Source organism: Vibrio sp. E150_018, from assembly GCF_053544035.1.
On the sequence record NZ_JBHGNY010000001.1, the window covers coordinates 121,249 to 146,319 of the forward strand.

Genomic DNA, 25,071 nt, shown 5'->3' on the forward strand with positions numbered 1-25,071 from the left:
TTAGATGAAAACGGTTGCGATTTCAGCAAATACAAGTTGGTATTTATATAATTTCAGAAGAAACACCATTACGGCGTTGCTGGAGGCTGGTTATCAGGTTGTAGCTATAGCCCCTAAAGATGATTATTCACCGAAGCTTGAATCACTTGGAGCAAGCTTTTGTCATATCAACATTGACCAAGGGGGTACAAACCCTATTAAGGATATTGGTACGTTTTTCTCATTTATCAAAATCTTTAAGAGCGTCAAACCCGATGTGGTACTGAACTTTACTCCAAAGAATAATATCTACGGCACGTTAGCTGGGCATTTTGTTGGCTCTAAGTCGGTCAATAATATTGCCGGCTTAGGTATGGTCTTTATTAATGAGTCGCTTACCGCAAAATTAGCCCGTTTTCTGTATAAGATTAGCCAACGTAAAGCCGATAAAATCTTCTTTCAAAATGAAGATGATAGAAAGCTATTTCTAGACCATAAGCTCGCAAGTCCCACAGTTACAGACCGTCTTCCAGGTTCTGGTGTGGATTTAACCCGTTTTACTTTGCAGCCTTCTGAAGGTGATGGTGTTGTTCGTTTTTTACTCATTGCTCGTATGCTTTATGACAAAGGCATTGGTCACTATGTTGAATCAGCGCGTGAGCTCAAAGTTAAGTATGGTGATAAAGTTGAATTTCAATTACTCGGCTTTGTTGGAGTCAATAACCCATCAGCAGTCACTGAACTTGAAATGCAAGCGTGGGTTGATGAGGGGATAGTGAACTATCTAGGTGTTTCTGACTCGGTAGAGAAAGATATTGCGAAAGTGGATTGTATGGTGTTGCCCTCTTTTTATCGTGAAGGGGTGCCTAAGTCGTTACTTGAAGCAGGGGCTATGGGTAAACCGATTGTTACCACTGACAATGTTGGCTGTCGTGAAACCGTTGATGACGGGGTAAATGGCTATCTGTGTGACTTGCGCAGTACTGAAAGCTTGACTGAAAAATTGGATCTCATGATCCAAATGTCTCACGAGCAACGTTTAGAAATGGGGCGTCAAAGCCGTCTTAAAATCGAGCGTGAGTTTGATGAGAAAATTGTTATTCAAAAGTACCTTGATGCGATTGAAGAAGTGCTAGCGGAAAAATAACGAAATCCCAGTAGTCAGATCTATTGGGGAGATCTTTAGAGATCCTTTTTTGTCTTTATTTTACAGAGCATTAAGCGAGCGACTGTCTCAGCCGTGAGACGCTCTTGAGACAGTTTTTTGCCGCTTAAGCATTTTCAATAGTTACCCCAATAGTTGTGTAATCACACGCTCCCCCAGGGAAATTGCATGAACAGGTCCATTTTTAATAAATCAAACTATCCCGGTGAACGTTTACCCAAAATCAGTTAGAGCTGATGCTTCATGTCGACAATTTACTCTCCACTTTTCATACTTATCTAATTTGACGAAAACATTTTAGTTCATCAGGTTTAAGATTCACTTTTATCTAATTACCACCAATTACTTGCAAAATATCCTTCCGTTTGCTTAAAACTTGTTCGCTGTTCGCGAACAAAAAACATGGTGGAGCAGGTGTGAACATCCCTTAAAGTTGGGCGTTTTTGGATTGGAGTTGGTGGGTGTTGTTGGCTAATCAATAACGCCCTTTAATGTGACGTTATATGTTCTTATGATCGTCGTAGTGTCCACCAATGGCGAAAATATAAATATATTCATCATCGTATTTGTAAATCAATCGATCTTTTTGGGAAATTCGCTTAGACCAAAGCCCAGATAAATTGTGTTTTAGAGGCTCTGGTTTTCCTAAATCAGAGCTAGGATCTGAACGCAACATTTCCTTTAATATTTTGCACAAAGCTTTGTGTAGTTTTTTATCTTTATCTCTTAATTGCTCGTAGATGAGCCAAGTTTTACCTTCAAAGATTAGTGATCTCATCTAATTGCTCTTGTGTTGGTTTATAGCCTTTATTTGCCATGTGCGTTTTCATTGAGCTAGCAATTTGTTGCATCAAACTATTACTCTGCAATACATGTAACGTTTCTTGCTCTCGCTCCCAATCATCAGCGCTCATTACAACAAAGTCGTCACCAGCACGTCTTGTAACCTTTAAAGGTTCATGTTGGCTAACTGTTTGTTCAACATACGCTTTTAGGTTGTCTCTAAACTTGTTTACACTGACGCTATTCATCGTTAACTCACTTATGTGTACTGTAATGCCGTACATAGTAGTATAAGAAATATCACAAGTCATTCAAGCAGGAAAAAACAGCTGGTTTTTGCTCGTGCCCCTAAAGATGATCTAAGTGATCTCATGTCATGGAACTTTAAAATAGACGAGGCCGAATAAAGTCTCACTGTTTAATTAGACGTTTGCGCCTTAAAAGAATTAATCGATGTCTACGTGTTCAAGTTGAAGCAAGTAGTTCTTCCGACTATCAATCCATTCAGCCACCTTTACAATATGCGCTTCTGGCATGAAACTATTCTGGTAAATGTCTTTAATCTTTTCTGTTTGTGCACAAAGTTCTTCAATCCATTTTTTAGCTAACTTTGGCTTAATCCCAATATTTTCGGCAAACGTGAGAAAATCAAAGCCAGTATAAGTGCAATGTGAAATATAACCGCTCGTATTTCCATTATTACCTTCTTCGCTAGCTAAAAGTGGTAGTGCTAATGTGGTTTCGTTAGCAATGCAGTCAGGGTAAGGGGCTATCGATACATAATCATAGATAGGCGCTAGTTGTGCTGTGCCTTTTTCAGGTAAAAGTAAGCCAATATTGCGTAAATGGAGGTCATTGTTACCAAGGAAATAGGCGGTGAGTACCCGATTAAACAGCTCTCTTTTAAATGACAAGCTACTGTCTACATGATGGATTAAGAATTGACAGGCTTGCTCGTAGCTAATATAGCCCTCATCATCATCCTTTATCTTCCCGTACTTTTCGCTAATACTCATTGCCGCATCTAGTTGCTCTTGATGGATCGCTTCTTCACCTGCTTTTAAACGGTCATAACGTCTAATAATAAAAGCGCGCTCGCTGTCTTCGTTCTGTTCCCTAAAGCGAACCAAACCAAACGGAGGTAAATTAAAACCAAGCGCTTTCATAACCAACATAGTGGCATGCTCATTTTCCGCTAAATAAGGAAACTCTGTGGGCGAAGGTTTAAGAATAAACAAAGCCTTATCTTCTACAATTCCGAGCTCATCTTTATCGTTAATTGCTAACGATAGTTTTGGTTGGTAACCAGAAATACTCATGCCTTTCTGTTTTTTTGGCAGCTCATTAACAAACTCGTCACGTGTAAAAGGCAAACGCATTTGATACTTACTTGCACCAAGCAGAGCTTTTATCTCGCCTTTTTTATATTCTTTTTGCTCACGATTAGTGTCATTAAGACCCACTAAGCTGATAAGGCTTCTGTTACTAGGATACATTACGCTTCTAACCTCATCAGTTGCACTGCGCCAAGTAAGTTTTTGCCATTTGACAAAAGCATACCAAGCGGATCATTTTCATCAATTTTCTGTAACTCTGAATAGCGCTTTTTCAGCCAACCTTCTGGCGCAAGGCTAAGAAAGAAGGGGGGTAACTCTTTGCTTTCAAATCTCTTTTCATTTAGTGGCATACTCAGTGACAAGCTTCGCCCTTTATACGAAGCATCATACTCAAAGGTAAAGCCATGCACATCTTGGGTGAGTACACCGCAAAACTTCCCATACAGCAGAACTTTTACTTTTCTATCCATATCTTCATGCCTAATTCATTAGCAATGGTTAAAAAATTATCTAGTGATGTTTTACTTGGGTCTTTAAGCATGCGCTTTATCGTTGAACTAGAAATATCAGTTTGAAGCTCTAATTCTTCTAATGAGATTGCTTTCTTACGTCGTTGCATATCAGCAACCAGACTATTTTTATCGTAAATAGGATATGTCGATATGGGACGGTCAACGGAATCTTCGATATTGTGCAACAGTTCTTCAAGAACGGAATGCATATGAGATTCAAGTGAGTTTACCTGATCGCGTAGCTGTAATACTTTTGGGTTCATAATCTTGCCTATGTCAGGGTTCTTAATTGAGCTTTATGATCTATTCGATACAAATATAAGACCATAAAAGGTCTAAGTAAAGGGGGTGAAATTCAATGGTGAGCTTTTTGTTATTGTTAATATTCTAAAAGGCCATATACGAGCTAATAGGGTGTTTGTGGCTCACAAAAGAGCTGATTTAGATGGGAAATGTAAAAAAGGACCAAGTGATGTAAAAAAGTAGAACTAAGAGTTTTGATCTAGAGCTTCTTCATCATTTTCTGAGTATTATCAAAAATAGAACTTGCGATATGCTTGGGAAAGTTCTCAGGCAATCTAGCACTTACTTGTAATATTGCTTTTGGTAAGGCATTTTTCATTTCATTCATGATCTCTTGCATCGTGTCTTGGCTAAAATTGACGGCTTTAGCAGTATCCAAAAAGTGGCGAGGCAAGATTTTACTAATTTCAACCTTCTTGCCTTTTGTTGCTTTCAATCCCATCGATAGCTTTAGCTTTCTGATATTGAGTCCTTTTCCTCCCAGTAGTGGGTAGGCTGACAAAATATCGTAGAATGGGGTGAGTCTATAGCTCCCTCCTTTATCAATATAGATCGAAACGTTTTTAGCGTGTCCATCTGTGGCACCAATGAGCCATTGAAATACTTGAAATCTCATGAAGTTATAGCGGTCTTCTATGGCGTTGCTTGAGCCCATTAACAGCGCCATTATTTTTTCTATCTCTGACTTGAGGGCTATCTGGCAGAAGATTGTCAAAAAAGTTTATCACTGCATCGGAGGTGATGGTTGGTAATTGAAGCTTTAACGACAATGATAGTGGGCGACTCGCCGCATTGGTTATCCAGTTTTTATCATATTGAAAAGTATGAGCACCATTCTTATGTTTTTCTAAAGTGCCAACAAGTTCACCATTCATGTATGCGATTAGTTTTTGCATTACCAACTCTCATCATTTTCATCTAACGAAGCTGCCTGTGATTTTTCTTGGATACTCAATGTTAGATCCATAGCCTGAACAATCTTAAAGAAAGTAGAAAGGGTTGTTTTGTTAGGGGTATTTTCGAAGTTCGAGATCGTCGCTTGTTTGATACCGACTTTTTTTGCCAGTTCAGATTGTGTCCATCCATTCTTTTGACGTATCAGTAGCATCATATCGGCTAATTGTTTTGGACTATATATCATTGGTTTTTGCTCTCTGGATAGCGTTAGGTCGGCCTAAATAGATGTGATTATCCTTTAGTGAGGATAAATAAAAGTATATCCCTAGAAGAGGATAAAGTCCAAATTATCCTCTAGTGGGGGTATGGTATGTTCAATGGACATTTCTTGCCCATGCAAGGCAATTACGTCTGTTTGATAATAGGTTGTATTTGTAACTTGTCGTCCTTTAGGTTGAGTTCAGTGAATTCCCATTTCATGAACTAAAAGGAAATCAAATGATGGCTTTGACTGACTATCAAACTATAGTTCAGAATTTTGTATTTAACCGACTAGATAATTTACTTTGGTGTAAGTTATCAAATTTTAAGCTATACAGGATTAGCAACATGTAGCATGAGAAAATATATGGAAAAAGAAAATCATTGTAGCCGTTGCAAGGTTACTAGCTAACGCATTTTGGAGCATGCTCGTGACAGAAGTGATTGGCCTGACACGAGCGTGGACATTTTTGAGTTACCGATTTTACTAATTTAGTAAATTATGGATTAGTTGACGTGTGGGAAAGTAACGCTCTGTTAGAATTATATTTGCTGAAAAGTCTCAACTTTAGTGCTTATTCTTTTCCAAACAAGACCAGTTTGATAATTACTCTTTTTAGTGTCTAGTTCGTACAAGCCTCTAAAACGGTATAGAACATCACCTAAGTTACCTTTTACTTTTGCAAAAACTATCCGCTTATGTTTATATTTTTCTTTGTTTTCGAGGTGCATTAATACATGCTTTTTAGCGGCTTCTTCTTCTTCTTCATGCCTTTCAATGATTATATTTTCATCATCAGAAATTACATTATTCCACACACCATTTGGAAATAATTTAGGGAACCATAGAATGGTATCAGAATGATAAGGATGATGTGTTCCCGCACGTTGAAACCCCAAGTAACTATGTCCGAAGCAATTACAAGCATCTTTTATAGTTTTAAAAGCTACATTATCTGATGTTGAGATATAGCCAAGCTTAACATACGTTTCAGGGTTGAATTCAGCATCAATATCCCAATCAGTAAAATCACACCTTAACTTTAACATTTTAATCTTGTTAATAATTTCTTCAATCTGGGAATTTATCTCATCTAATGACTTTGTGACATCTACACGTAAAATTTCATGTCCTGTAGCATTTATAATATCAAGTTCACGTATTTTATCTTTAATAATATTGTCACTAGTAAAATGTTGTCCTTCATCTACTTCAATATGCAAACCTAATTGAGGGAAAAATAAATCAGTGAGAGCCCTGCCATCAGGGCGGGTTACATATTGTTGAGTTACAAACTTAATACTAAAGTCATCTAAACGATGAATAATTCTCGAAACAACATAAGCTTCATATTTTTTGTTGTTAGTTCTTCCCAGTTGCCTAATTATGTAATCTTTTTTATCCATACATTAAACCTAACCTTATAATTCTAACGCCCGCATAACACGTTTGCTACGATACAGACTAAACTGAATTTTACCGCCTTAATCACTGAAACTAAAGGCAAACTGACAACGCCGAGTGTAGAAAATCGTGTTGATGCATTTGTTATGTACTTTTCTTAAACGCAACTTCAAAATCATTTTTAACACGTTTAAAACAAACGTAGTTAGAGAATATTTTTGTGTAGCCATAGTGTTCAAGAGTTTTCTCTATTAACTCAGAAGTAACTGTATTTTTACCAAAACTATTAGGAGCTAATGACCATTCATTACCAATAAAACCATGAGAATCAATAAATGCTGTATATTTCACCCCATCAAGATAGTAGACCAAAATATATTCAACTTTTTCATTATATAAATGACCATCAAATATCAATCTTGTAGACGTAGCCAGCGTCATATTTTTTAAGGCATGATCCTTTATTCGCACATTTTTGCATTTAACGATCTTATTACCAACATTGACATAAATGTCCGTTTTATCAGAAAAGAACGTCGGTTCAAATTTGTCAGAACTGCTGAAATTCCTGCTGAGATATTTGATGAGATCGCGATAGCGTGGTGTAAAAGAAGGAAGCTTCAAGGAATGTTGGGCGGTCCTGTAGGAAATGAATGGGGTAGTCCTAATTCCGATTACGATTGAGCCTTTTGGTTGAAAATGCCAGGACGAAGGCTGTCCAACACCATTTATGGTGCTGGCGGCTAAACCAGATCTGTCCATCTTCGAGTTAGCTGATGTGGCTAGCTCAGATCTGCCCCAAAACCACTTAGATTAAATGCACTACAAGTTCTAGGAGTGCGTTTTCCCAACTAAAAATTATCTGTTAGCCGTCATGGAGCTTGCTATACTCAAAGTGATAGAATAGTATCACTTTAGTATTCCTTTGGAGCAGCTTTTATGAAAGTAGAACTAGTTACATCACTTAAACGTCAAGCAACTAAGATCCTCTCCGATCTCCACGACACCAAAGAACCAGTGTTAATTACCGAGCATGGTAAGCCATCCGCGTATCTAGTTGATGTTGATGATTACGAGTTTATGCAAAATCGTTTGTCTATTCTTGAGGGTATTTCACGAGGTGAACGCGCACTAGCTGGCGGTAAAGTAGTAAGTCATGATGAAGCCAAGGACAAAATGTCAAAATGGTTGAAATAATCTGGGCTGAGCCAGCGTTATCTGACCTCAACGATATCGCTGAATACATCGCACTTGAAAATATCGTAGCTGCAAATCAATTAGTACAAACGATCTTCTCTAAAGTCGAACGCCTACAAACTTTCCCAAAATCAGGTCGTATTCCACCCGAACTAGAACATTTAAGTTATCGTGAAGTTGTCGTTAATCCATGTCGTATTTTCTATAAACAAGACGGTGATAAAGTGTTTATTCTGTTTGTTATGCGTACTGAGAGAGATTTACGTAAGTTTCTGTTGAGTAAGCAATAACCTTTGGGAATGAGAGACTTACAAACTGTTTAAGAGTTATTCGTAACACGTGGTATTTTCACTATGCGTTGAGTTTAGTGTTTAAGGTGGTCTGCGGAAGTATCAGTATTGCTCACACCTTAACGCTGCGTTACTTTCCCATACATCAACTAATCCGTAATTTATTAAATGAGTAAAATCGAATCGGTAGCTAAAAATTGTCCAGAGGCTTTACAGGCTGGTTTTTTACCCGTGGGCACTTTCTAGCTCGAAAGTGTCCACGCTCGTGTCAGGCCAATCACTTCTGTCACGAGCATGCCCCATTTCAATTCAGTCCCCTCACTCACGGCGTTCCTGAGTATCGACGTTTGCCCTAATTTACCTAACAAATTAATACCAGTTTAGTTGTATCTGACTGGTTAAATGTCTAAAGGATAATTCAGTGAGGAAACAGAGATTATCTTTCTTCTGGATAATTCTGGATAATTCTGGATAAGTTCGTTACATTATTTTTTCATTCGGTATAAGGATTTACTCGAGTATTTATGAAGTTTTGTGACGAAACGTTGGGCCCTCCAATACTGGCATATGCACACAATTATTCTCAATATCATTCATTATGACTACTTAATACGGAATGCAATAAGCTACTAGAAACTGGTATTAACCCTACTTTTAGTCCGAAGGGCTTAAACGCTTTATCAAGAATATCTGTTTTAAAAACTCCACGGTCGTTCTCTATCTCAGATATGGTTTTTCTTGAAACACCAACCATTTTGGCGAATGTATCTTGTTTGACACCTAATACACTGATCCGTAGCTCTTTAAGGGCTTGTCCTTGTGTTAGCTCACCCATTAATAAGGTTCGAATAACTTCACTTATTTTGTACTGCCTTTCTGATGTAGGTATTGATGGTGCGTGTTTAGACGCTCTCTTTTTCTCTGTTTCAACGTATTCAATTGAGCTATTAATGGGGGATTGTGGCTGCTCTATCGTTTTTAAACGTTGATTTCTTGAGCGAAGTCGAGCTATAGCCTCATGTGCTGATTCTGCTGATGAATTACTTGAACCGTTGGTATTTTTTTTGTTAGTACTCATACTAGCCCCCATTTTGTCAGTCTTATAGCAATGAAATCCATACCAATGGCTGGCATATCTAAAATCTGCTTTGGTACGCCTCTTTCTTCTAACCTTTCTTTTAAAGCAAGGCAGTTTTTTGCTAGTTCTTTAAGTTCGTTTAATAATATTTCTTTAGGGACTAAATCTGATAATGAATTTGCTATACCATCAAAATCATACTCACCACCGACTTCTAAAGGTGATTTCCATTTGGTTGTTCTTGGTATGCCATCAGGGTCGGCTTTCATTGGTGCAAAGTCATAAATTGGAGCGAGTTTGATATAACTGTCTCCTTTAATGAAGGAGGTGTTTCTCCCATGATTGTCACTATTACCAAATAGAATATTGAGCAAGTCTCGCTTTACCCATTCAATGACAAAACCTTGAACGTCAAATTGAAATCCTTGCTCAGTAACCATATGACTATTCGTTATTTTATAAATCAGCTGCCGAATGGTCTCTTCATGGTCGAGAAGGCTGCCAGGCCCTTTATTCAAAATGGAGTAAACGGATTCCATAGCATAACGCTGAATATTCTGCTCATCATCAATATATATATCGAATCTTGGTAGCCAAAGAGAAGGGTAATTGGCACCTTCTTCCAACCGCATAGACTCAATAGGAATGGTATCGATGCCTAGGTTTGTTAGTTCATGGTAATAGTAAAATTCAGCGCGTAAAATATTGCAGTCTATTTGCCCTCGAGCACCTCTAGGATATTTTACTAAATAGTGTAAATCTTGATTTGTAATATCGTCTTGAAAACTATCAATCCAGATTTTACCGTCGTTAGAACAACGTAATAATAACTTGGGCGCTTCACCACCAGCACCGGTTGCACCGCCAGCCGCAGCACCTCTTTCTTGGGCATAATCTAAGAAGTCACTGGCTCGGTCGATAACATCACTAATTGCAAACAAGAGCGAATCTGATTTCTCAGTCCGCTCTGGTAGGGATTCTTTTATTCGAAGGTTACCAACAGGGGAGATAGTGCCATATTTCAACAGAATGAAGTTTTGCTGTTCAATAGAGAGATCTTCAATATCAAGCTGTTTGACCCAAAAACGTCGACTTGCACCGCTTGGCATAATGTCGTCAAGAAATCTTAACCAACCCGAACGACCCATATCATCAAAGAAGAAATTAACCGGGTAATTAATTGAAACGGCATGCATGTCATCTTTCTCGAAGTGAGCGAGTGCATACTCTTTGTGATAGTGAATCTCTGTAGTGACAAAATTACCTTGATCACTTTTAGGAAAAGTAATTTGTGCAATATCAGACCATACTCTGAGTATGTAGGCTTGTATCGTTAGTGATTCCATAACAACCCCCCAAATGATTACGTGTATTATTCTACTCATAAATCATAATTTACTCAATATCTGTAACCTAAAGTTGTCACTAAATCTTGTTTGGCTGCCTCGAATTTTCAATTGCTAAAAGCTGATTTCTAACGCATGATTCTATCGCAGATTGCTCTGGTCGTGTTGATAACGCAGCCGTGATCTATGAAAAGTAAGTTGCTTTTAATGATCTTGCTAGTCACAACGTGGGAAGGCTTGGATATATATAAATATGTGGTAATCCACAATATTTTTAACTCTCAACACTATTTATAATGTCATTCATAAATAATAACAATGTGAGTGAAAATGTTAAAATTCATCCCAATAGCAGTGGCAAGCTTTTTGCTGGCGCTCCCGTCAGCCCATGTCATTGCGTCACCCATTCCAGAAAAAGCACAAATGTGTAGTAGTTGTCATGGGACCGATGGCATGGGTCAAATCAACATTGCCCCTATGATCGCAAGTTTAAATGCAGACTACCTCAATAATCAAATTAAACTATTCCTAAGTGGAGAGCGTAAAAATGCCACTATGCAAGGTATGGCAAAGCAATTAAGCGAGCCGAAAGATCGTGAAGAAGTGATGGCGTATTTTTCTAACCTTCCGAGCTATGATTTTACTAATTTGGAACATCGTGGTGATCAAGCCGACATTCAAAGTCCTTATCGTAAATTAATCTTTCAAGGGGATTGGAAGCGTAATATACCGGCTTGTGCAACGTGTCACGGAGCAAGCGGAATGGGTGTCGATAAGTTTCCTCGATTAGCGAGTCAGCATGCCGATTACTTGAAGGCACAATTAATGGCTTGGAAGCATGGTACGCGTAGTGGTGATCCATTGAATATTATGGGGTCTATCGCAAAGAATCTCACCGATAAGGAAATCGAGAATCTTGCCTATTACTTTGCCTCATTACGTTATTAGGAACAGACATGAAACTTTTATCCTCTTTATTCGTGGTATCGACTCTTCCGGCTATAGCCGTTGCTAATGACACATTACCTGACCGACAAACTGAGTTACCAGCAGTAAAAAAACAACAGCATGGTGAGTATTTGCAACCGCGAGATCTCAGTACCATTCCAAATACGCCTTTTGGTGACAAAGTAAAACGTGGCTACTCACTATTCGTGAACTCTCAGCAAATGCGAGGCACTTACGTAGGTAATGATCAAAATTGTGTGAACTGCCACATGGCCGCTGGCCGAAAAGCCAATGCTGCACCGTTGTGGGCCGCTTATATGGCTTATCCTGCTTATCGAAAAAAGAATGACAAAGTCAATAGTTACGCCGACCGTATTCAAGGTTGCTTTACCTATTCAATGAATGGCAAAGCACCGGCTTATGACTCGCCTGAGATCATTGCGCTTAGTGCTTACGCTTATTGGTTATCAATGGGAGCATTATTAGATGGTTATGATATGGAGAAAGCGCCGATCCCAGAGCTAGATGATAAAGCGTTGCAAGTCGGTGGTAAGGCAGAAGACTTCCCACTTCCCGATGCGATTGCACAAGCATTACCTATTGAAGAGCGAAGTAAACTGGCTGGGCGAGGTTATCCTAAAATCGCGGCGCCAGAGCAAACACCATCCCCAGAGAGAGGGGCCTCTGTATATGAAAAAAACTGTGCAACTTGTCATAGCGCAGATGGCTCGGGAATAAAAGATAAGAATGGGCATTCATACATACCACCGCTTTGGGGGAAAAATGCTTATAACTGGGGAGCTGGTATGCACCGTATTAACACCGCAGCGTATTTTATTTATGAAAATATGCCATTAGGTAAAAGCGTACAGTTGTCTGAGCAAGAAGCCTGGGATGTGGCAGCCTACGTAAATAGTCATGAAAGGCCACAAGACCCACGTTTTAAAGGGAGTGTGGAAAGTAACGCCAAACAATATCACCAACACCAAGGCTATTATGGAAAAACGATTGATGGTAAGACGCTAGGGAATAATGCGTTTTAAATAATGCTGATGGGCAATTCTTTTACCGTTTTGCCTATCATTAACATCGGGTAAAGTAAGGCCATCAATTAAAGATTCCTACCCTTCAATCAAGCAGTCTGCAACATTTTCGTTCATTAACAGTCGAGTTCTTTGCAGTTGTTCTACATTTCGCTCTGGTCTATTTTTCAGTAGATTTCGAGTCCATTCATTATCTCTCTGTTCTGTCCCTCGTGCTCTAAAAAAGCCAGTGATTGCTGGTGCTGAAGGTTGAGAGGGGATTTCATATTTTTAACGTTTTGTTGTCGAATCACGTATTTGAGTTAATATAGATCGGTGAGTGACAAGGTATTTTATATCGAATGTAAAAGTCATGATTTAACTTATGGAGTATATGAAAGAAATGAAACAGGTGAGGGATAAGTTAAATCTGAGGAAATTAATTCTGTGTCTAGGTATGTTCAGTGTACTCGTCACTTTTCTTAATTCTTTTCACTCCATATATCGAGTTCAGCATGAGTTAGTAGTTAACAATACCATAGAGTCCAACCGTGTATATGCGGTTAAAATGGCGGAGGTGACGGATACTTTTATTGATGCTGCTTTATCCCAATTAGAGTACAGCGCATCGATAATCAGCCGCAAAATGTTTGATCCGCTTGTATTGCAGCAAGAGGTGAATCGATTGAGGACTCAAACCAATGCTTTCAATTCTGTCGTAATCGTGAATGCGGACGGGGTTATCATATCAGTCTCACCAGAAACCATTGGAGTGAAAGGTGTTCAATTAACGGAAGAAAGCGCGTTACAATCGCTAAATGCGAAAGCGCCACTTATCACAGATCCATTTGTCTCTCCTGTTGGTAATTATTTGATAAGCATGTCATATCCTATCTTTTCTGAAAACGGCGATTACTTAGGCTATGTTGCGGGAACCATCTATCTGACTCAAAAAAATATATTAAGAACAATTCTGGGACAGCATAGTTACAAAGATGGGTCATATTTATATGTTGTCGATAAGCATCAGACGTTGATTTATCACCCTGATCCGACGCGAATTGGAGAAGTTCTTACTAAGAATGAAGCAATAAGAGCGGTAAGTAGTGGAGAGGAAGGAGGAAAGGCCATCGTTAACTTGCAAGGTGTTGAGATGCTCTCTGGATATGCTCCCGTAAAGCATGCTGGCTGGGGTATTATTGTAGAGAAGCCAGAAGAGCTTGTTTGGCCTATACTTAACGAGCAAATGTGGCAGATGTTTATAGGGTCACTCCCAATTAGTTTTCTTATATTTTTGATTATTTGGGTTTCTTCGATTTTTATATCGAAACCTTTATGGCAATTAGCCAGTGTAGTCAAAAGTTTTGAAAGCCATAACTTTACCAAGCAAGATTTAAATGAAGTGAAGCCTTGGTATTTTGAAGCGTCATATTTGAAAAACTCATTTCTCAGAACGTTAAATAATGTATCCAGCACTATTGATCAGCTGCACCTAGATGCTTTAACTGATCCCATGACGGGGCTCGTAAACCGCAGAGGTCTAAATAAGGCGATTGATACCTTTCGAGAGCAAAAAATTTCATTTTCTGTGCTTGCTTTGGATCTTGATTACTTTAAAAAAGTGAATGATAGCTTTGGTCATGATGTAGGCGATGCTTTATTGGTCAGTGTGGCAAGTATGATCAGGGCTCAGGCACGAGAAGTCGATATTGTTTGCCGCTCTGGTGGTGAAGAGTTTATCGTTTTCTTAGTCGGAATGGACATACATCAGGCTAAGTTCGTTGCCGAGAGAATTCGTAAATCTATTGCGTCAAACAAATTTGAGGTCGTCGGCCATGTTACAATTTCTATCGGAGTGTCTCATTGGCTAGCAGAAGATAAGCCGATTAGCGCGACCCTTAAAGGTGCCGATGATGCTCTTTATCAAGCTAAACATAATGGTAGGAATCGCACCGAACTCGATCTCATCAAGTGAGAGGCTTGAAATTAATATTTCAGAAATATTAATTTTGCCTCCCTCTTTTAATTTTTAGAATTTAGATACCTGCAAAAATAAAAGGGTCTGAGTCAATAAACGAATCAGCCATGTTTCCTGAAAAGAGACCATTATTAATAGCCAGTTTCTTAACGGGTTGTTTTTCATCAAAGTTTAAAGCATTCATATCAACCCAGAAAGTATTAGGGTTAGAGGTTGTTTCAAAGTAATACCGTAAATTTTTATGATCGGAAACAGAACGCCACCGAGTAGAAGATAAGTTTGGCTCGTTATCTGAATGGATACCCAGAGGAACGGATACATTGCGAATAACACTAAAAACACCGGCTATTGCTGTTCTTGTGTCACTTACTTTGGGGATGACATCGATATAAAAAGAAGCTCTTACAAACCTATCTGCGGCGCGGTTAGTACCTGGCAACATAGTAAAACCACCTATCTGCTGCCAATACTCGTTTAGTGCTAACTGTTGATTAAAAACAGGAGAGTTTGTCATTACATTGTATTGTCTACTATGGTGAATCACTAGTTTTCCATCAATATATTCAAAAATGGCACTATCACCAATAGAGTCAGATATCGAGAGGTGCAGAGTAGCAAAACGTTGAGTACCTGGAATATCAGCCGACACAATCACAAAAGGTTCTTTTTTTAGAGCTTCAACCGTTTCTGAAACCGTTGCGTAGTTATCTAAAACATACTGCACCCACGCAGAGACAGACAACCCTGGCATTTGACCTTTGTATTCTGGGTAATTAGCTTCTGCTAACCATAACAAGTTTGCGACTAAACCTTTTTCATTCATGCCATCCGTACTTGACATATTAAATGCGCTAGTAATCAAACTGCCGTAACGGGAAGTCCACACGATAGAATTTTCGCCTACCGAACCATTCCGTTCGATACCTCGAGGAAATACCCACATACAAGCTGGTATTTCATCTCGCCAGTCCATAGAGCGAGCGGTCACTATCATTTCATTGTCACCATGATAAACGATGCGTGTACACATGTATTTTCCCCACTTAATTTGAGATTGATAAGTTGCCTTTTATTCGATTGATTACTCTTTTACTCATCAGTTAATGTTAAACAGCACAGCTTTTCCGAAAAATCTAATCTTCTTCATAAACTATGATAGTTAACTATCTTATTTACAACCAGTAAAGCGCAATGAGATTGCTAAGCCAAGTTTTTGCGATTGATGTGCGTGCCTATGCCATTACGTCGAATCACTACCATTTGGTGTTACAGGTTACTTTCAGTGGCATCGTGAATGTCAGTGGAATAGCGAATTTGGCTGAGATAGTTCTTTAAGTGAGAATTTTTTATTAAGTCAATACAGTGGTAAAATTGTGGCTGTATTTGTTAAATGGAGGTAAATAATGAACGGTAATTGGGCTAATGTATTTCCGTATCTTGCTGGCGCTTTAAAGTTAATTGTATTAGCTATTGGTGCTTATTTCGCCATTAAATGGCATTTTGATGAAGATAGAAGAGTGAGAGAAGAAGCCGGTGTGGTATTTGATAAACCAACCATTATGAAAAAATTGGCAATGGTACTCGCGATCCCAGTCCTTCTGATTGTCCTTATCTTTTTATCGATTTATTCCACTAACTGGATACTCGACCATTATTAAAGGTAATTAGGGTAGAGTCATCTTTAAAAGACTAACCAGCAAGAGCCTATTTTTTATAGCCTTACTGGTTAAGTCGTTCTTATTAACAAATATCGGTTTTGTTATAATACTCAACTTAGGAGATCTTTAAGCGACTCGGTCGCTATTGGGCATTCCGAGGTGAGTAAAACGATTTTAAATGGAACAACTGATTAACACTTCCTGTTGTTGATTGGTAAACTTTCTGGTGTGTGATTTGTTCCAATTATCTTTCTATAATGTCGTATAGCCGCTTCTAAAGTATTTTTCTTCAGTGCAGAAAAACCTATCAGGTTGTTCATCTTTTTGGGATGATTTCTGTAAATTATCCTTTTGACTTTTTCTTTTGTAAGTACATAGATCCTATAACAATTATGACATAAACCAAATGTGAAATGATAGTTTCTATCGTTGGATAAAAGCCTATCTCGTTGATTGTTGGCAGTGACCCAATGACATGGATGTTTATATTTCCGGTTAACTGTAAAGCATGAATGCTGACTCCTAACATTTTAAACGCTAAGAAATAGATCAGGCATGTGAATACTTTGAAAATGATCGGAATAGGTAGCTTGACTGAAGTTTTTAAGATTATAACGGTCACTAGGGCCAAAATGGAAACTGCGATAGTCATACCTAACAAGAATTGACTGATTTCAATATTAGGTAAAATACCCGCATAAAATAAAATGGTTTCAGCACCTTCTCTGAATACCGCCAAAAAGCTTAATGTACCTAAAGAAAGAAAACTTCCCATAGTTAAAGCTTGCGTTGTTTGTTTTTGTAAGAACCGTTTCCAGGAATCGGCAGAAGATTTACTATGAAGCCAAATCCCTACAAATAGCATCATGATGACTGCAAATAAACCGACAATACCTTCTAATGTTTCTCTGGTATGACCAGCCATATTGGTTGGTAAGAATAGAACCAAAGCCCACGCTAATACAAAACTAGTAATTAGGCCCAATATGGCACCAGAAATAACCCAATGTTGTCCGCGCTTTTGTTGTGTCGCTTTCATTGCTGAAAACAAAGCAATAACGATCAATAAGGCTTCTAATCCTTCCCTTAATAATATCAAAGCAGCATCGACAGCATTATAATGCCCAGCAGGGTTCAATTGTGAGAGATCCGTGATGAGCTGTTGTAATTGTTGTTGGTGTTTAGGGTTTCCGTTGGCCGCAATGATCAATGGGAGTTGATTTTCTACTCGTGTATAAAGAGCAGAAGAGCGGGTACTTACTATACTTTCAAAGGTTGGCCAGTTTTGAATAAAAGTTAGCAACTCTTGATTACCTGACAGTGAATTTTGTTGTTGATAATCACTTAACGCTGTATTCAAAATACCAATGCCGTCATTGAGAGTCATATCGCTATTACTAGTTGCAATCACTTCTCCATTATTAAAACTGGTTAAGGTAACTCCTAATACATCACTTTGTTGTTTAATTTTCTCCCATGAGGGTTCGGATCTTGCTTTTTCAACATTTAATAAAGCAAGGGCAGTTTCTATTTTTCCATAATGCCCCATGCTGGTTTCATGCACGACACGTTCTCGCTTAGCCCACGCGCGATTGAACATTCGAAATGTGGTTTGCAATTGGCTCATATCTTGTTGGTCAATTGCTGCTGCCATTGCTTGATAAGTTGGCATTACACGCTTAATAAATTGTTTACGCATCGTCGCGTAATCCACTGGATTAACATATTTTTCAAGTTTGATTAATGATGATGACACCAAGGTCAATTGTTCAACACTTGGAGTTTGCTTAGCTTGAATAATAGCGTCAGTGACATTCTTTTTATTGGCGGTATCAGCAATATCTAGAGTATTTAAGTATTGCTCCATTTGTTGTAAATCTCGTTTCGCCGATATTGTATCTCCCTTTTTAGTCGCGCCAATAGCGTCGGAAAGAGAAATATAAGCTGGCGAAAAATTGACTTTATCCGCCGCCAAAGTTGAGAAGCTCACCAACATTAAAACACAAAGAAGAAAGCGTTTTACAAGGGGGCACGGGTTAACTTTCAAGTAATGATTGTCCAAGGTATTCTCCTTCTTTTACGCCACCAAAACAGGCAAAAAGTCCACTGCCGATATGGGTAATGTATTCGTTCATCTTGTCGATTTTTCCAAATGCATTTTGGATGTCGATAAATTGTTGTGGAGACTTTTGAAAAGAGACAAACAACAAACCCGAGTCATATTGACTGGTACGGGTATTGATGCCTTCCACATAAGAAAATGAACGACGTAATAATTGTTGTCCTGTGCTGTGAGCCAAGTGAACATGTGAGTCAACCGGCATTATCGGTTCACCTTTTTCTGAGGTTAAAGATAAATCAATAGGATCGAATTCATGATGTTGTCCCATAGGGGCACCGCTTGCTTTATTACGACCAAAAGTATTTTCTTGCTCGCCATAACTGGTGCGATCCCAAGTTTCTAAATGCATTTGAATACGACGAACCACCATATAGCTGCCATTACGCATCCAGTTTGGTGAATCGGCCCAAATGTATTTATCGGCTTGCTTTAACGTTAAGGCGTTGGCGGTGCCATCTTTAAAACCGAATAAATTACGAGGAGTGTCTTGTTTGTCGTAGGAATTGAAACCACTTTGTGCCCATAGCATAGAAACCATCGAGGTTCGTGCGTAACGAACAAGTTGTCTTACTGCATGGAAAGCAACTTGTGGGTCATCGGCACAAGATTGAATGCAAATATCGCCGCCAGTATATTGTGCTTGCAACTGGTCTCTTGGAAAGTGAGGCAGTGGGGTGAATTCAGCCGGTGCTTTATCTTGTAGACCCAGTTTGTCTAAAAATGATGGTGATACGCCAAAAGTTAAGCTCAAATTATATGGATGCAAATTATCCGCTTCGCCAGTATCTGAAGGTGGGACATATTTATTTTTGCTATATTTGGCAACATTTTTACCTTGCGTTAATAAGGCCGCCTGTTTTGTCCATTGTTTCAGTAATTGAATAACCGCTTGCTTGTCTGTGTTGTCCAATTGCAGCACCATGAAATAAATATGACGTTGCTGAATGGTGGTGATCCCAGCTTGATGTTGTCCATAAAATGGAACATATCCTTCAGCATAAGGTGCGAGGTTGTTGGTCGCTTGCTGCTTTGTGGGTAATGTTTGGGATTGGGTATCTGATGTCGTTTGCGTTGCTAATGCTTTTCCCAGTAATAGGGAAGAGCCGCTTAAAGCGGCCCCTTTTAGCAATAGACGACGAGAGATGCTTGAACGTTCAATCGATGATTTAATTTGTCGTTTACTGGTCATTTATTTATTCCAAGATAATGCCCATTTGAGCAAGAGGTTCGCCTAATTTATTGACTGCTTCCGCTAAACCTGCAATATCATTATCACTGAGTTCAGTATAATCTTTGAATTTGTCACCTTCTTTTTGCTGTGCAAGTAATTGATTAACTTTCGCAAAACGGTCATCAAGAGTGCTAACTAAAGTAGGATCCATGTCGGCTAATTGTGGTTTGAATATCACATAGATTTTTTCGGCACCGTCGATATTGCCTTGGAAGTCATATAGGTCGGTATGGGAAAAAATTTCTTCTTCACCAGAAATTTTACTGGTTGATACTTCGTTTAATAAATCCACGGCACCTTGCACCATTAATTCTGGTGTTACTTCTACTGTTGAGACTTTGGCTCGCAACTCTTTTACGTCAGCCATTAACTGTTCAGTATATTTTTCAGTGCCTTCGGTGGTATTTTGTACCCAAAGAATTTCCTCGATAGGGTGAAAGCCTGTCCATTTTTCATTGGGTTCTAAATCCGCTTTACGTGCATCAATTCTAGGGTCTAAATCACCAAAGCTTTCGGCGATCGGCTCGACAGTTTCAAAGTTCATACGAACAATTGGATATAAAGCTTTAGCTTGTTCTAACTTGCCGGCATGTAAATAATCGACAAATGTTTGGGTTTGGGTCACAAGATCATCAATTTTATCGATTGAAAATGTTTTGTATTCTTGAAGACCTGCATCAATGTTGACCGCAGCTTGAGTGGGCGCCGCCATATTAAGCGTGGCAATAAATGCCAATGAGAAACCTGTTTTTTTTAAATTCATAACTACCTTTGTCCTTACGGTGATAATGATAATTAATATCATCAATGGTGGCATTTTAAGGCCACCTGTAACAAAGTCAAATATTTTGTATCAAAATGTAATAGTCGAGAAAAGAGGATTATCAGATGTCAGTATTCTTCGTATAAATCCACGTCAATAGCTCGCGGGTGAATAATTACTTATAATTTACCCGTGATACAGCGAATTCAATATCCGAGTTTCCACACCTAATGCAGGAATAAACCGTTTCGTATAATTTTTACAACAGTTTCAGCAATCGTATTTGAGAGTAATTTTATTGAGTAAAGTCTTATACGATTTGGTAGACTAGTATTTATACCCAAGTAACTTCAAGATGCGAGTTTCAGCAAGAATAAAACAAGCTTTAGGCAAGACAAATTGAATATGATCATAGTGATTCTATCTCTATTCAATTTAACGTAGCATAAAGCTTGTTTTAACTTGCCCTTCGGGAGCTTCATCCAAACCTTTATGCCGCGTCAGATTGGTTTGAAAGGTGCTTACATTCCTTCGCCAATCTTCCTTGCCTAAAGAATTAGATGATAGCTCTGAATTCTGCATCTTGAAGTCACTTGGGTATAATTGTTATGTCAATTACTTTTGGTATAAAATAATGACTAACTTATTTATTATCATAAATAATTATTCTTAGTATTTATAAGGTCAATTATGAAGTTTAGGGTGGTATTCTCTTTTTTAGTCGTTTTTTTAGTCTTAACGGGTTGTTCTAAATCGAGTGATTTTAAATTTAATTCAGATACTGGAACGATAACAGGGTATCTTTCTAGTGAGAAAAATGTGATTATTCCAAATTTTATTAACGGTGTTAAAGTCACGGCTATCGGTAATAATGCTTTTATAAATAAAGGAATAACCCATATTGTCATTGCTGACTCTGTGACGACTATTGGTGATGCTGCATTTGCCAACAACTCTTTAACAGAGCTTGTTATTCCGAATTCTGTTATCCATATTGGTGATACTGCATTTGCTAACAATACCTTAAAGAGCCTTGTTCTCCCGAATGAATTAATCAATATTAATCCCTGGGTATTTGCAAAAAATGCATTAACAAAAGTGAGTATTCCTGACTCTGTTGTGACTATTGGTAAAGGAGCATTTGCTAGTAACAAATTGACTGAGTTATCACTTCCTAACTCAGTGACAGCAGTGGGAGAGGCCGCTTTTGCAAGCAATGTTATTACTCATATTGATTTTTCTAACTCAATAACTGCTATTGATGATTGGACGTTTGCCAAAAATAAACTCAAAAGCTTAACGCTTCCTGATGGCGTAAAAAGAGTCGGTAAAGGAGCGTTTGCTTACAATCAGTTGCCAGCGACTACTTTAATGTTATCTGACGTGGATTTTGATAAAAATTCAGGTACTATTTTAAAATATCATGCAAATTATAAAAATATCATCATTCCTGAACAGCTAGATGGTGTGAAAGTAAAAGTCATTGATTCTAGTGCTTTTTCATTGAAAGGATTAACGCAATTAAAGCTACCTAATTCACTTAAGGTTATTGAAAGTGGTGCTTTTAGTGGTAACTATTTGATCGATTTGGTGGTGCCTAAATCTGTCATTCAAATAAATAATGAAGCTTTTAGTGGAAATCCATTAGTTAAGGTTGTTGTTCTTAATTCGTTAACTAAAGTAGAAAAGTTTGCGTTTGATGAACAAGTAAATATCACTTTAAAATAACAAATAAATCACTAAAAAAAGTTGCCATTTGGAAATGGCAACTTTTTATGCTGGCTTTTAAATGTATATTTGATATCTAAAAAATGTAATAACTTAAAAGCTAGGTAAAAATAATTTTACTTATTTATTATCACAAGCGCCAATAGCTGCAGGGATAGAAATCGCTGGGATAAGTAAGTAGTCTGTCGAGCAAGTTTTTGATGCATTGTAAGTCGTACCAGTACAACCAGCAAGAGCTAATAGAGCAACAGAAACAAGTGTTAATTTTAATTTCATAATAATTTCCTATATAGATATAAAGTATCGTCTTCTATGCTATCAAATATTCAACGATTTTCAAGGTAGTTGTCATTAATCTATTTACTTATGAAGAAATAAAGACAGAGGCGTTCATTCCAATCATAGTGAAGAACAAAACAACACCGAAACCGACGGCACGTTAGGTGTTTTTAAAATGTGATGGGGCCGACATACTTGAATTCGGTGGTCAGAACTTTATAACCGGTGTGCAAGGGTATCAAATACGATGGCTAAAACTTTTGGATAAGTTATACGTATACGAAGTATGGTGTTATAGCCAACCTTTAAACTCGACTCGTTTCTCTTACTCCAGAGCTATTCAAATCCATTAATTTCTACTTAGCCTCTAATATTTGGCATTTAATAGATGTCTATTATATTGATGTTCTGTATTTTACATTTAAGATTTATTGAACAATCCATGATAAGGATTGATAGGATAAAAATTTTTCGTGCTTGTTAAGGAAGATTAGTGTTTTGATTACAATTGCGTTGATTGATGACCACATCATGGTTCGGTCTGGTTTTGCACAGCTTTTATCTTTAGAAGAAGATATTGTTGTGCATAGTGAGCATGATAACGCGCGTGATGCCTACCGTGTGCTCTCTGTATCTTCAATTGATGTTGCTGTCATTGATATTTCTATACCAGATGAAAGTGGTTTAGTACTACTGGAAAGGCTTCGGAAAGTTAACCCCGATTTTAAAGCGATTGTCCTTTCTATTTATGATTCAGCTTCTTTTGTCAGTAAAGCTTTAGACGCTGGTGCTAGTGGTTATTTATCGAAACGATGTGGGCCGAATGAATTGGTTAAAGCCATTAGGGTAGTAGCAAGTGGCAATAGATATTTATGTGCTGATGCTTTGGTTAACCTTAGTAACGCTTCTGGCATTCCTTCCGTTCTTGAATCTTTAACAAAGCGTGAGCGAGAGGTGTTTGAATATATCATTCAAGGAAAAGATACTAAAGAAATCGGCTCCCAATTATCAATAAGCCATAAGACAATTCATGTACACAGAGCGAACATACTCAATAAGCTTGGCCTATCCAATAATGTTGATTTGATCCGTTTTGCTATTACGCATCATTTGTTGGTTGATTAAATTTATCGAGTGTTCATGATGTTGATGTTTACTTCTAATAAAAAAACCTCACCACTCATATCCTCCATTCCATCTTGTTTCAGTTATGCATTTTCATGCGTTTTCTATTCCATATGTTGGTTTTGTTTATGGAATATCAGCCGATATATCACGTCAGATTTTTTATTAGCAGGCTTGCTCTTGCCTACGGGGTTAAAGCTGGCAATGCTTACTTTATCCCCTAGACGTTTATGGCTGGGGGTGACGATGTGTGAAATGCTTTTGATTGGTTCCGTGGGCTATCTATTAGAAATAAGTGGGCATGAATATGTTTTATTACTTTTCTCTTTGATTGGTTATTGGGTGGCCATTTTATTTCAAAGATTTTGGGTGCTTTTAAAGGATTATTGGCAACGATTATTGGCTTTGACTGGATTCACGCTTGCCTATGGGATGTTATGTGGATTGAGTATTCTTTTACTGATAAAGCCACTAAACATTGACTTGTATTATGTTGCTGAAGTTACCGTTTCGACGATTACTGGTGGGGTATTGTTAACGCCTTTTTTGTTCTTACTTTATGATTATTTATATCAACAAATTTGGTCTCCACTTTCTCCAACACTGATCCATCAAGAAGTGACACTGAGACCTTCTGCATTTTTATGGTCTTTATTTTTCTTTAGCTTTGGGCTTATCGCCGAGCTTTTTTTTATTGAAGAATTTCAACCGATTGTTTTACTCATATTACTTTTGCCTAATATTTTTATGGCTTACAAATATGGTTGGCAAGGTGGGGTGCTCGCCAGTGTCATAAACAGTATTTTGCTGACGACAGGTAGACAAGTTATAGGCTCATTTGAAAGCGAAATGGAACTTCAAAGCTTTATTACCACTCAAGCTTTAGTCGGTTTAGGGTTGGGGATTGCTATTAGTCGACAGTATTTATTATCACAACGCTTAATTGTAACAAATAATAAGTTAGAGAATGAGTTAGTAAGTAAGAAACAACTGGCTTGCCAATTGGTGACGATAGAAGAGCAAATCAGAAAATCAGTCGCACGTGAGCTTCATGATGAGATTGGGCAAAATATTACGGCGATTCAAATTCAATCTATGCTTTCAGGGCGATTAGCTAAAGATGAAAAAGAGCAGCATATTGCCGAGACGATCAATCAGCTCGCGATGCGTATACACCTTTCCACTCGGCAATTATTAACTCAGCTTCGACCTCAAGTATTAGATGAATTAGGGTTAAAAAATGCCATTCATCAATTAGCCCATGAAATGAGTTTTTCTGACAGGAATATCGAATGCCAGTTCAAGATTGGTCCTTACACTGATAAGCTCGATGATATCACTTCTGTCACGGTTTACCGTATCGTTCAAGAACTCTTAAATAATGTAAGTAAGCATGCGGATGCTTCAAAGGTCCAATTAACTATTTTTTCAGGCAGTATGTTTTATCTTGAATTATATGATAACGGCCTTGGGTTATCCCATGGCTGGAAATCAAAAGGACAAGGGCTGATTGGTATCGAAGAAAGGATCCATGCACTAGGGGGAGAATTGACGATAGATTCTGCTAGTGAAAGTACGCCTAAAGGTACTCGTATAATTGTTAACTTGCCCACAAAAACATTCAAAAAAGAATCAATCTAAGAAAATTTCCTAGTCATTTATAA

At 38.1% G+C, this 25,071-nt stretch carries 27 protein-coding genes and 1 pseudogene; 11 read left to right on the forward strand and 17 right to left on the reverse strand.

Going from position 1 to position 25,071, the window contains the following annotated elements:
• The first annotated feature begins 4 nt into the window (after positions 1–4).
• On the forward strand, positions 5–1,126 hold the full coding sequence (locus tag ACE3G9_RS00575) for a glycosyltransferase family 4 protein (RefSeq protein WP_449218147.1): 1,122 nt from the start codon (positions 5–7) through the stop codon (positions 1,124–1,126).
• Positions 1,127–1,643: 517 nt separating this feature from the next.
• On the opposite strand, the gene ACE3G9_RS00580 is transcribed toward ACE3G9_RS00575, so the two are convergent.
• The 10 genes from ACE3G9_RS00580 to ACE3G9_RS00625 all read right to left on the reverse strand — a co-directional run bounded on the left by ACE3G9_RS00580 (position 1,644) and on the right by ACE3G9_RS00625 (position 7,404).
• Positions 1,644–1,922, reverse strand: coding sequence for a Txe/YoeB family addiction module toxin (locus ACE3G9_RS00580; RefSeq protein WP_449218148.1), 279 nt, complete (start codon positions 1,920–1,922; stop codon positions 1,644–1,646).
• The gene (locus tag ACE3G9_RS00585; protein ID WP_449218149.1) at positions 1,903–2,175 is read right to left on the reverse strand and encodes a type II toxin-antitoxin system Phd/YefM family antitoxin; all 273 of its coding nucleotides are present in this window, start codon (positions 2,173–2,175) and stop codon (positions 1,903–1,905) included. Before ACE3G9_RS00585 ends, ACE3G9_RS00580 begins: the two co-directional genes overlap by 20 nt.
• Before the next feature lie 198 nt (positions 2,176–2,373).
• Positions 2,374–3,423 (reverse strand): type II toxin-antitoxin system HipA family toxin, encoded by a 1,050-nt coding sequence (locus tag ACE3G9_RS00590; protein WP_449218150.1) that lies wholly within the window; start codon positions 3,421–3,423, stop codon positions 2,374–2,376.
• Positions 3,423–3,734, reverse strand: a complete 312-nt coding sequence (locus ACE3G9_RS00595) for a HipA N-terminal domain-containing protein (RefSeq protein ID WP_449218151.1) — start codon at positions 3,732–3,734, stop codon at positions 3,423–3,425. The genes ACE3G9_RS00590 and ACE3G9_RS00595 overlap by 1 nt, the downstream gene beginning before the upstream one ends.
• Positions 3,719–4,039: a helix-turn-helix domain-containing protein gene (locus tag ACE3G9_RS00600; protein ID WP_089138410.1), complete on the reverse strand. Its 321-nt coding sequence runs from the start codon at positions 4,037–4,039 to the stop codon at positions 3,719–3,721. The genes ACE3G9_RS00595 and ACE3G9_RS00600 overlap by 16 nt, the downstream gene beginning before the upstream one ends.
• Positions 4,040–4,278: 239 nt before the next feature.
• Entirely contained in the window at positions 4,279–4,734 is a 456-nt protein-coding gene (locus ACE3G9_RS00605) for a HipA domain-containing protein (protein WP_449218152.1), read from the reverse strand.
• Positions 4,700–4,975, reverse strand: a complete 276-nt coding sequence (locus tag ACE3G9_RS00610) for a HipA N-terminal domain-containing protein (protein ID WP_449218153.1) — start codon at positions 4,973–4,975, stop codon at positions 4,700–4,702. The genes ACE3G9_RS00605 and ACE3G9_RS00610 overlap by 35 nt, the downstream gene beginning before the upstream one ends.
• A complete protein-coding gene (hipB, locus tag ACE3G9_RS00615; RefSeq protein ID WP_105902588.1) occupies positions 4,975–5,220 on the reverse strand; it encodes a type II toxin-antitoxin system antitoxin HipB in 246 nt (81 codons plus the stop codon). Before hipB ends, ACE3G9_RS00610 begins: the two co-directional genes overlap by 1 nt.
• Before the next feature lie 560 nt (positions 5,221–5,780).
• Complete coding sequence (locus ACE3G9_RS00620; RefSeq protein ID WP_449218154.1) at positions 5,781–6,644, reverse strand: AbaSI family restriction endonuclease; 864 nt, start codon at positions 6,642–6,644, stop codon at positions 5,781–5,783.
• Positions 6,645–6,786: 142 nt separating this feature from the next.
• Positions 6,787–7,404 (reverse strand): hypothetical protein, encoded by a 618-nt coding sequence (locus tag ACE3G9_RS00625; RefSeq protein WP_449218155.1) that lies wholly within the window; start codon positions 7,402–7,404, stop codon positions 6,787–6,789.
• A gap of 177 nt (positions 7,405–7,581) precedes the next feature.
• On the opposite strand from ACE3G9_RS00625, the gene ACE3G9_RS00630 reads away from it, so the two are divergent.
• Together ACE3G9_RS00630 and ACE3G9_RS00635 are read left to right on the forward strand one after the other, a co-directional pair.
• The gene (locus ACE3G9_RS00630; RefSeq protein ID WP_417880537.1) at positions 7,582–7,839 is read left to right on the forward strand and encodes a type II toxin-antitoxin system Phd/YefM family antitoxin; all 258 of its coding nucleotides are present in this window, start codon (positions 7,582–7,584) and stop codon (positions 7,837–7,839) included.
• Positions 7,827–8,129 (forward strand): type II toxin-antitoxin system RelE/ParE family toxin, encoded by a 303-nt coding sequence (locus tag ACE3G9_RS00635; RefSeq protein ID WP_417880536.1) that lies wholly within the window; start codon positions 7,827–7,829, stop codon positions 8,127–8,129. The genes ACE3G9_RS00630 and ACE3G9_RS00635 overlap by 13 nt, the downstream gene beginning before the upstream one ends.
• 589 nt (positions 8,130–8,718) lie before the next feature.
• On the opposite strand, the gene ACE3G9_RS00640 is transcribed toward ACE3G9_RS00635, so the two are convergent.
• Positions 8,719–9,207 (reverse strand): helix-turn-helix transcriptional regulator, encoded by a 489-nt coding sequence (locus ACE3G9_RS00640; RefSeq protein WP_449218156.1) that lies wholly within the window; start codon positions 9,205–9,207, stop codon positions 8,719–8,721.
• On the reverse strand, positions 9,204–10,553 hold the full coding sequence (locus tag ACE3G9_RS00645; protein WP_449218157.1) for a type II toxin-antitoxin system HipA family toxin: 1,350 nt from the start codon (positions 10,551–10,553) through the stop codon (positions 9,204–9,206). The genes ACE3G9_RS00640 and ACE3G9_RS00645 overlap by 4 nt, the downstream gene beginning before the upstream one ends.
• 330 nt (positions 10,554–10,883) lie before the next feature.
• Here ACE3G9_RS00645 and ACE3G9_RS00650 point away from each other — a divergent pair, with 330 nt between their 5' ends.
• The 3 genes from ACE3G9_RS00650 to ACE3G9_RS00660 all read left to right on the forward strand — a co-directional run bounded on the left by ACE3G9_RS00650 (position 10,884) and on the right by ACE3G9_RS00660 (position 14,498).
• Positions 10,884–11,501: a c-type cytochrome gene (locus tag ACE3G9_RS00650; protein ID WP_449218158.1), complete on the forward strand. Its 618-nt coding sequence runs from the start codon at positions 10,884–10,886 to the stop codon at positions 11,499–11,501.
• An 8-nt stretch (positions 11,502–11,509) separates the two neighbouring features.
• Complete coding sequence (locus tag ACE3G9_RS00655) at positions 11,510–12,544, forward strand: c-type cytochrome (protein ID WP_449218159.1); 1,035 nt, start codon at positions 11,510–11,512, stop codon at positions 12,542–12,544.
• Positions 12,545–12,935: 391 nt separating this feature from the next.
• The gene (locus tag ACE3G9_RS00660; RefSeq protein ID WP_449218403.1) at positions 12,936–14,498 is read left to right on the forward strand and encodes a sensor domain-containing diguanylate cyclase; all 1,563 of its coding nucleotides are present in this window, start codon (positions 12,936–12,938) and stop codon (positions 14,496–14,498) included.
• A gap of 61 nt (positions 14,499–14,559) precedes the next feature.
• Here ACE3G9_RS00660 and ACE3G9_RS00665 read toward each other — a convergent pair whose 3' ends face one another.
• Complete coding sequence (locus ACE3G9_RS00665) at positions 14,560–15,531, reverse strand: linear amide C-N hydrolase (RefSeq protein ID WP_417880531.1); 972 nt, start codon at positions 15,529–15,531, stop codon at positions 14,560–14,562.
• Between the two features lie 373 nt (positions 15,532–15,904).
• On the opposite strand from ACE3G9_RS00665, the gene ACE3G9_RS00670 reads away from it, so the two are divergent.
• Positions 15,905–16,159 carry a hypothetical protein gene (locus tag ACE3G9_RS00670; RefSeq protein ID WP_089138403.1) on the forward strand — a complete coding sequence of 85 codons (255 nt, stop codon included), beginning with the start codon at positions 15,905–15,907 and terminating at the stop codon, positions 16,157–16,159.
• Between the two features lie 343 nt (positions 16,160–16,502).
• On the opposite strand, the gene ACE3G9_RS00675 is transcribed toward ACE3G9_RS00670, so the two are convergent.
• Genes ACE3G9_RS00675 through efeO form a run of 3 tightly spaced genes read right to left on the reverse strand, consistent with a single transcriptional unit; the run spans position 16,503 to position 20,275 of the window.
• Entirely contained in the window at positions 16,503–18,221 is a 1,719-nt protein-coding gene (locus ACE3G9_RS00675; protein ID WP_449218160.1) for an FTR1 family iron permease, read from the reverse strand.
• Positions 18,196–19,470, reverse strand: a complete 1,275-nt coding sequence (efeB, locus tag ACE3G9_RS00680; protein WP_449218161.1) for an iron uptake transporter deferrochelatase/peroxidase subunit — start codon at positions 19,468–19,470, stop codon at positions 18,196–18,198. Before efeB ends, ACE3G9_RS00675 begins: the two co-directional genes overlap by 26 nt.
• A gap of 4 nt (positions 19,471–19,474) precedes the next feature.
• The gene (gene efeO / locus ACE3G9_RS00685; RefSeq protein ID WP_417880508.1) at positions 19,475–20,275 is read right to left on the reverse strand and encodes an iron uptake system protein EfeO; all 801 of its coding nucleotides are present in this window, start codon (positions 20,273–20,275) and stop codon (positions 19,475–19,477) included.
• Between the two features lie 690 nt (positions 20,276–20,965).
• Here efeO and ACE3G9_RS00690 point away from each other — a divergent pair.
• A complete protein-coding gene (locus ACE3G9_RS00690) occupies positions 20,966–22,003 on the forward strand; it encodes a leucine-rich repeat domain-containing protein (RefSeq protein ID WP_417880507.1) in 1,038 nt (345 codons plus the stop codon).
• 120 nt (positions 22,004–22,123) lie between these two features.
• Here the strand turns inward: ACE3G9_RS00690 and ACE3G9_RS00695 are convergent, their stop codons facing one another.
• Positions 22,124–22,279 carry a DUF4223 family protein gene (locus ACE3G9_RS00695; protein WP_417880506.1) on the reverse strand — a complete coding sequence of 52 codons (156 nt, stop codon included), beginning with the start codon at positions 22,277–22,279 and terminating at the stop codon, positions 22,124–22,126.
• Positions 22,280–22,377: 98 nt separating this feature from the next.
• Here ACE3G9_RS00695 and ACE3G9_RS00700 point away from each other — a divergent pair.
• The 3 genes and pseudogenes from ACE3G9_RS00700 to ACE3G9_RS00710 form a co-directional block, all read left to right on the forward strand.
• A pseudogene (locus tag ACE3G9_RS00700) lies at positions 22,378–22,557 on the forward strand (IS1634 family transposase); the annotation flags it as partial.
• A gap of 223 nt (positions 22,558–22,780) precedes the next feature.
• Positions 22,781–23,407 carry a response regulator gene (locus ACE3G9_RS00705; RefSeq protein ID WP_449218162.1) on the forward strand — a complete coding sequence of 209 codons (627 nt, stop codon included), beginning with the start codon at positions 22,781–22,783 and terminating at the stop codon, positions 23,405–23,407.
• A gap of 24 nt (positions 23,408–23,431) precedes the next feature.
• Positions 23,432–25,048, forward strand: a complete 1,617-nt coding sequence (locus ACE3G9_RS00710; RefSeq protein WP_449218404.1) for an MASE1 domain-containing sensor histidine kinase — start codon at positions 23,432–23,434, stop codon at positions 25,046–25,048.
• Positions 25,049–25,071: the final 23 nt, after the last annotated feature.

What these genes read in the sequence shown, in the direction of transcription:
- ACE3G9_RS00595 (WP_449218151.1), bottom strand. Translation starts at nt 3,734, where the DNA reads ATGGATAGAAAAGTAAAAGTTCTGCTGTATGGGAAGTTTTGCGGTGTA.
- ACE3G9_RS00635 (WP_417880536.1), top strand. Translation starts at nt 7,827, where the DNA reads ATGGTTGAAATAATCTGGGCTGAGCCAGCGTTATCTGACCTCAACGAT.
- ACE3G9_RS00640 (WP_449218156.1), bottom strand. Translation starts at nt 9,207, where the DNA reads ATGAGTACTAACAAAAAAAATACCAACGGTTCAAGTAATTCATCAGCA.
- ACE3G9_RS00655 (WP_449218159.1), top strand. Translation starts at nt 11,510, where the DNA reads ATGAAACTTTTATCCTCTTTATTCGTGGTATCGACTCTTCCGGCTATA.
- ACE3G9_RS00650 (WP_449218158.1), top strand. Translation starts at nt 10,884, where the DNA reads ATGTTAAAATTCATCCCAATAGCAGTGGCAAGCTTTTTGCTGGCGCTC.
- efeB (WP_449218161.1), bottom strand. Translation starts at nt 19,470, where the DNA reads ATGACCAGTAAACGACAAATTAAATCATCGATTGAACGTTCAAGCATC.
- ACE3G9_RS00590 (WP_449218150.1), bottom strand. Translation starts at nt 3,423, where the DNA reads ATGTATCCTAGTAACAGAAGCCTTATCAGCTTAGTGGGTCTTAATGAC.
- ACE3G9_RS00670 (WP_089138403.1), top strand. Translation starts at nt 15,905, where the DNA reads ATGAACGGTAATTGGGCTAATGTATTTCCGTATCTTGCTGGCGCTTTA.
- ACE3G9_RS00575 (WP_449218147.1), top strand. Translation starts at nt 5, where the DNA reads ATGAAAACGGTTGCGATTTCAGCAAATACAAGTTGGTATTTATATAAT.
- ACE3G9_RS00605 (WP_449218152.1), bottom strand. Translation starts at nt 4,734, where the DNA reads ATGGGCTCAAGCAACGCCATAGAAGACCGCTATAACTTCATGAGATTT.
- ACE3G9_RS00690 (WP_417880507.1), top strand. Translation starts at nt 20,966, where the DNA reads ATGAAGTTTAGGGTGGTATTCTCTTTTTTAGTCGTTTTTTTAGTCTTA.
- ACE3G9_RS00665 (WP_417880531.1), bottom strand. Translation starts at nt 15,531, where the DNA reads ATGTGTACACGCATCGTTTATCATGGTGACAATGAAATGATAGTGACC.
- ACE3G9_RS00710 (WP_449218404.1), top strand. Translation starts at nt 23,432, where the DNA reads ATGTTTACTTCTAATAAAAAAACCTCACCACTCATATCCTCCATTCCA.
- ACE3G9_RS00630 (WP_417880537.1), top strand. Translation starts at nt 7,582, where the DNA reads ATGAAAGTAGAACTAGTTACATCACTTAAACGTCAAGCAACTAAGATC.
- ACE3G9_RS00585 (WP_449218149.1), bottom strand. Translation starts at nt 2,175, where the DNA reads ATGAATAGCGTCAGTGTAAACAAGTTTAGAGACAACCTAAAAGCGTAT.
- ACE3G9_RS00580 (WP_449218148.1), bottom strand. Translation starts at nt 1,922, where the DNA reads ATGAGATCACTAATCTTTGAAGGTAAAACTTGGCTCATCTACGAGCAA.
- hipB (WP_105902588.1), bottom strand. Translation starts at nt 5,220, where the DNA reads ATGATATATAGTCCAAAACAATTAGCCGATATGATGCTACTGATACGT.
- ACE3G9_RS00695 (WP_417880506.1), bottom strand. Translation starts at nt 22,279, where the DNA reads ATGAAATTAAAATTAACACTTGTTTCTGTTGCTCTATTAGCTCTTGCT.
- ACE3G9_RS00600 (WP_089138410.1), bottom strand. Translation starts at nt 4,039, where the DNA reads ATGAACCCAAAAGTATTACAGCTACGCGATCAGGTAAACTCACTTGAA.
- efeO (WP_417880508.1), bottom strand. Translation starts at nt 20,275, where the DNA reads ATGAATTTAAAAAAAACAGGTTTCTCATTGGCATTTATTGCCACGCTT.
- ACE3G9_RS00645 (WP_449218157.1), bottom strand. Translation starts at nt 10,553, where the DNA reads ATGGAATCACTAACGATACAAGCCTACATACTCAGAGTATGGTCTGAT.
- ACE3G9_RS00610 (WP_449218153.1), bottom strand. Translation starts at nt 4,975, where the DNA reads ATGCAAAAACTAATCGCATACATGAATGGTGAACTTGTTGGCACTTTA.
- ACE3G9_RS00620 (WP_449218154.1), bottom strand. Translation starts at nt 6,644, where the DNA reads ATGGATAAAAAAGATTACATAATTAGGCAACTGGGAAGAACTAACAAC.
- ACE3G9_RS00625 (WP_449218155.1), bottom strand. Translation starts at nt 7,404, where the DNA reads ATGGACAGATCTGGTTTAGCCGCCAGCACCATAAATGGTGTTGGACAG.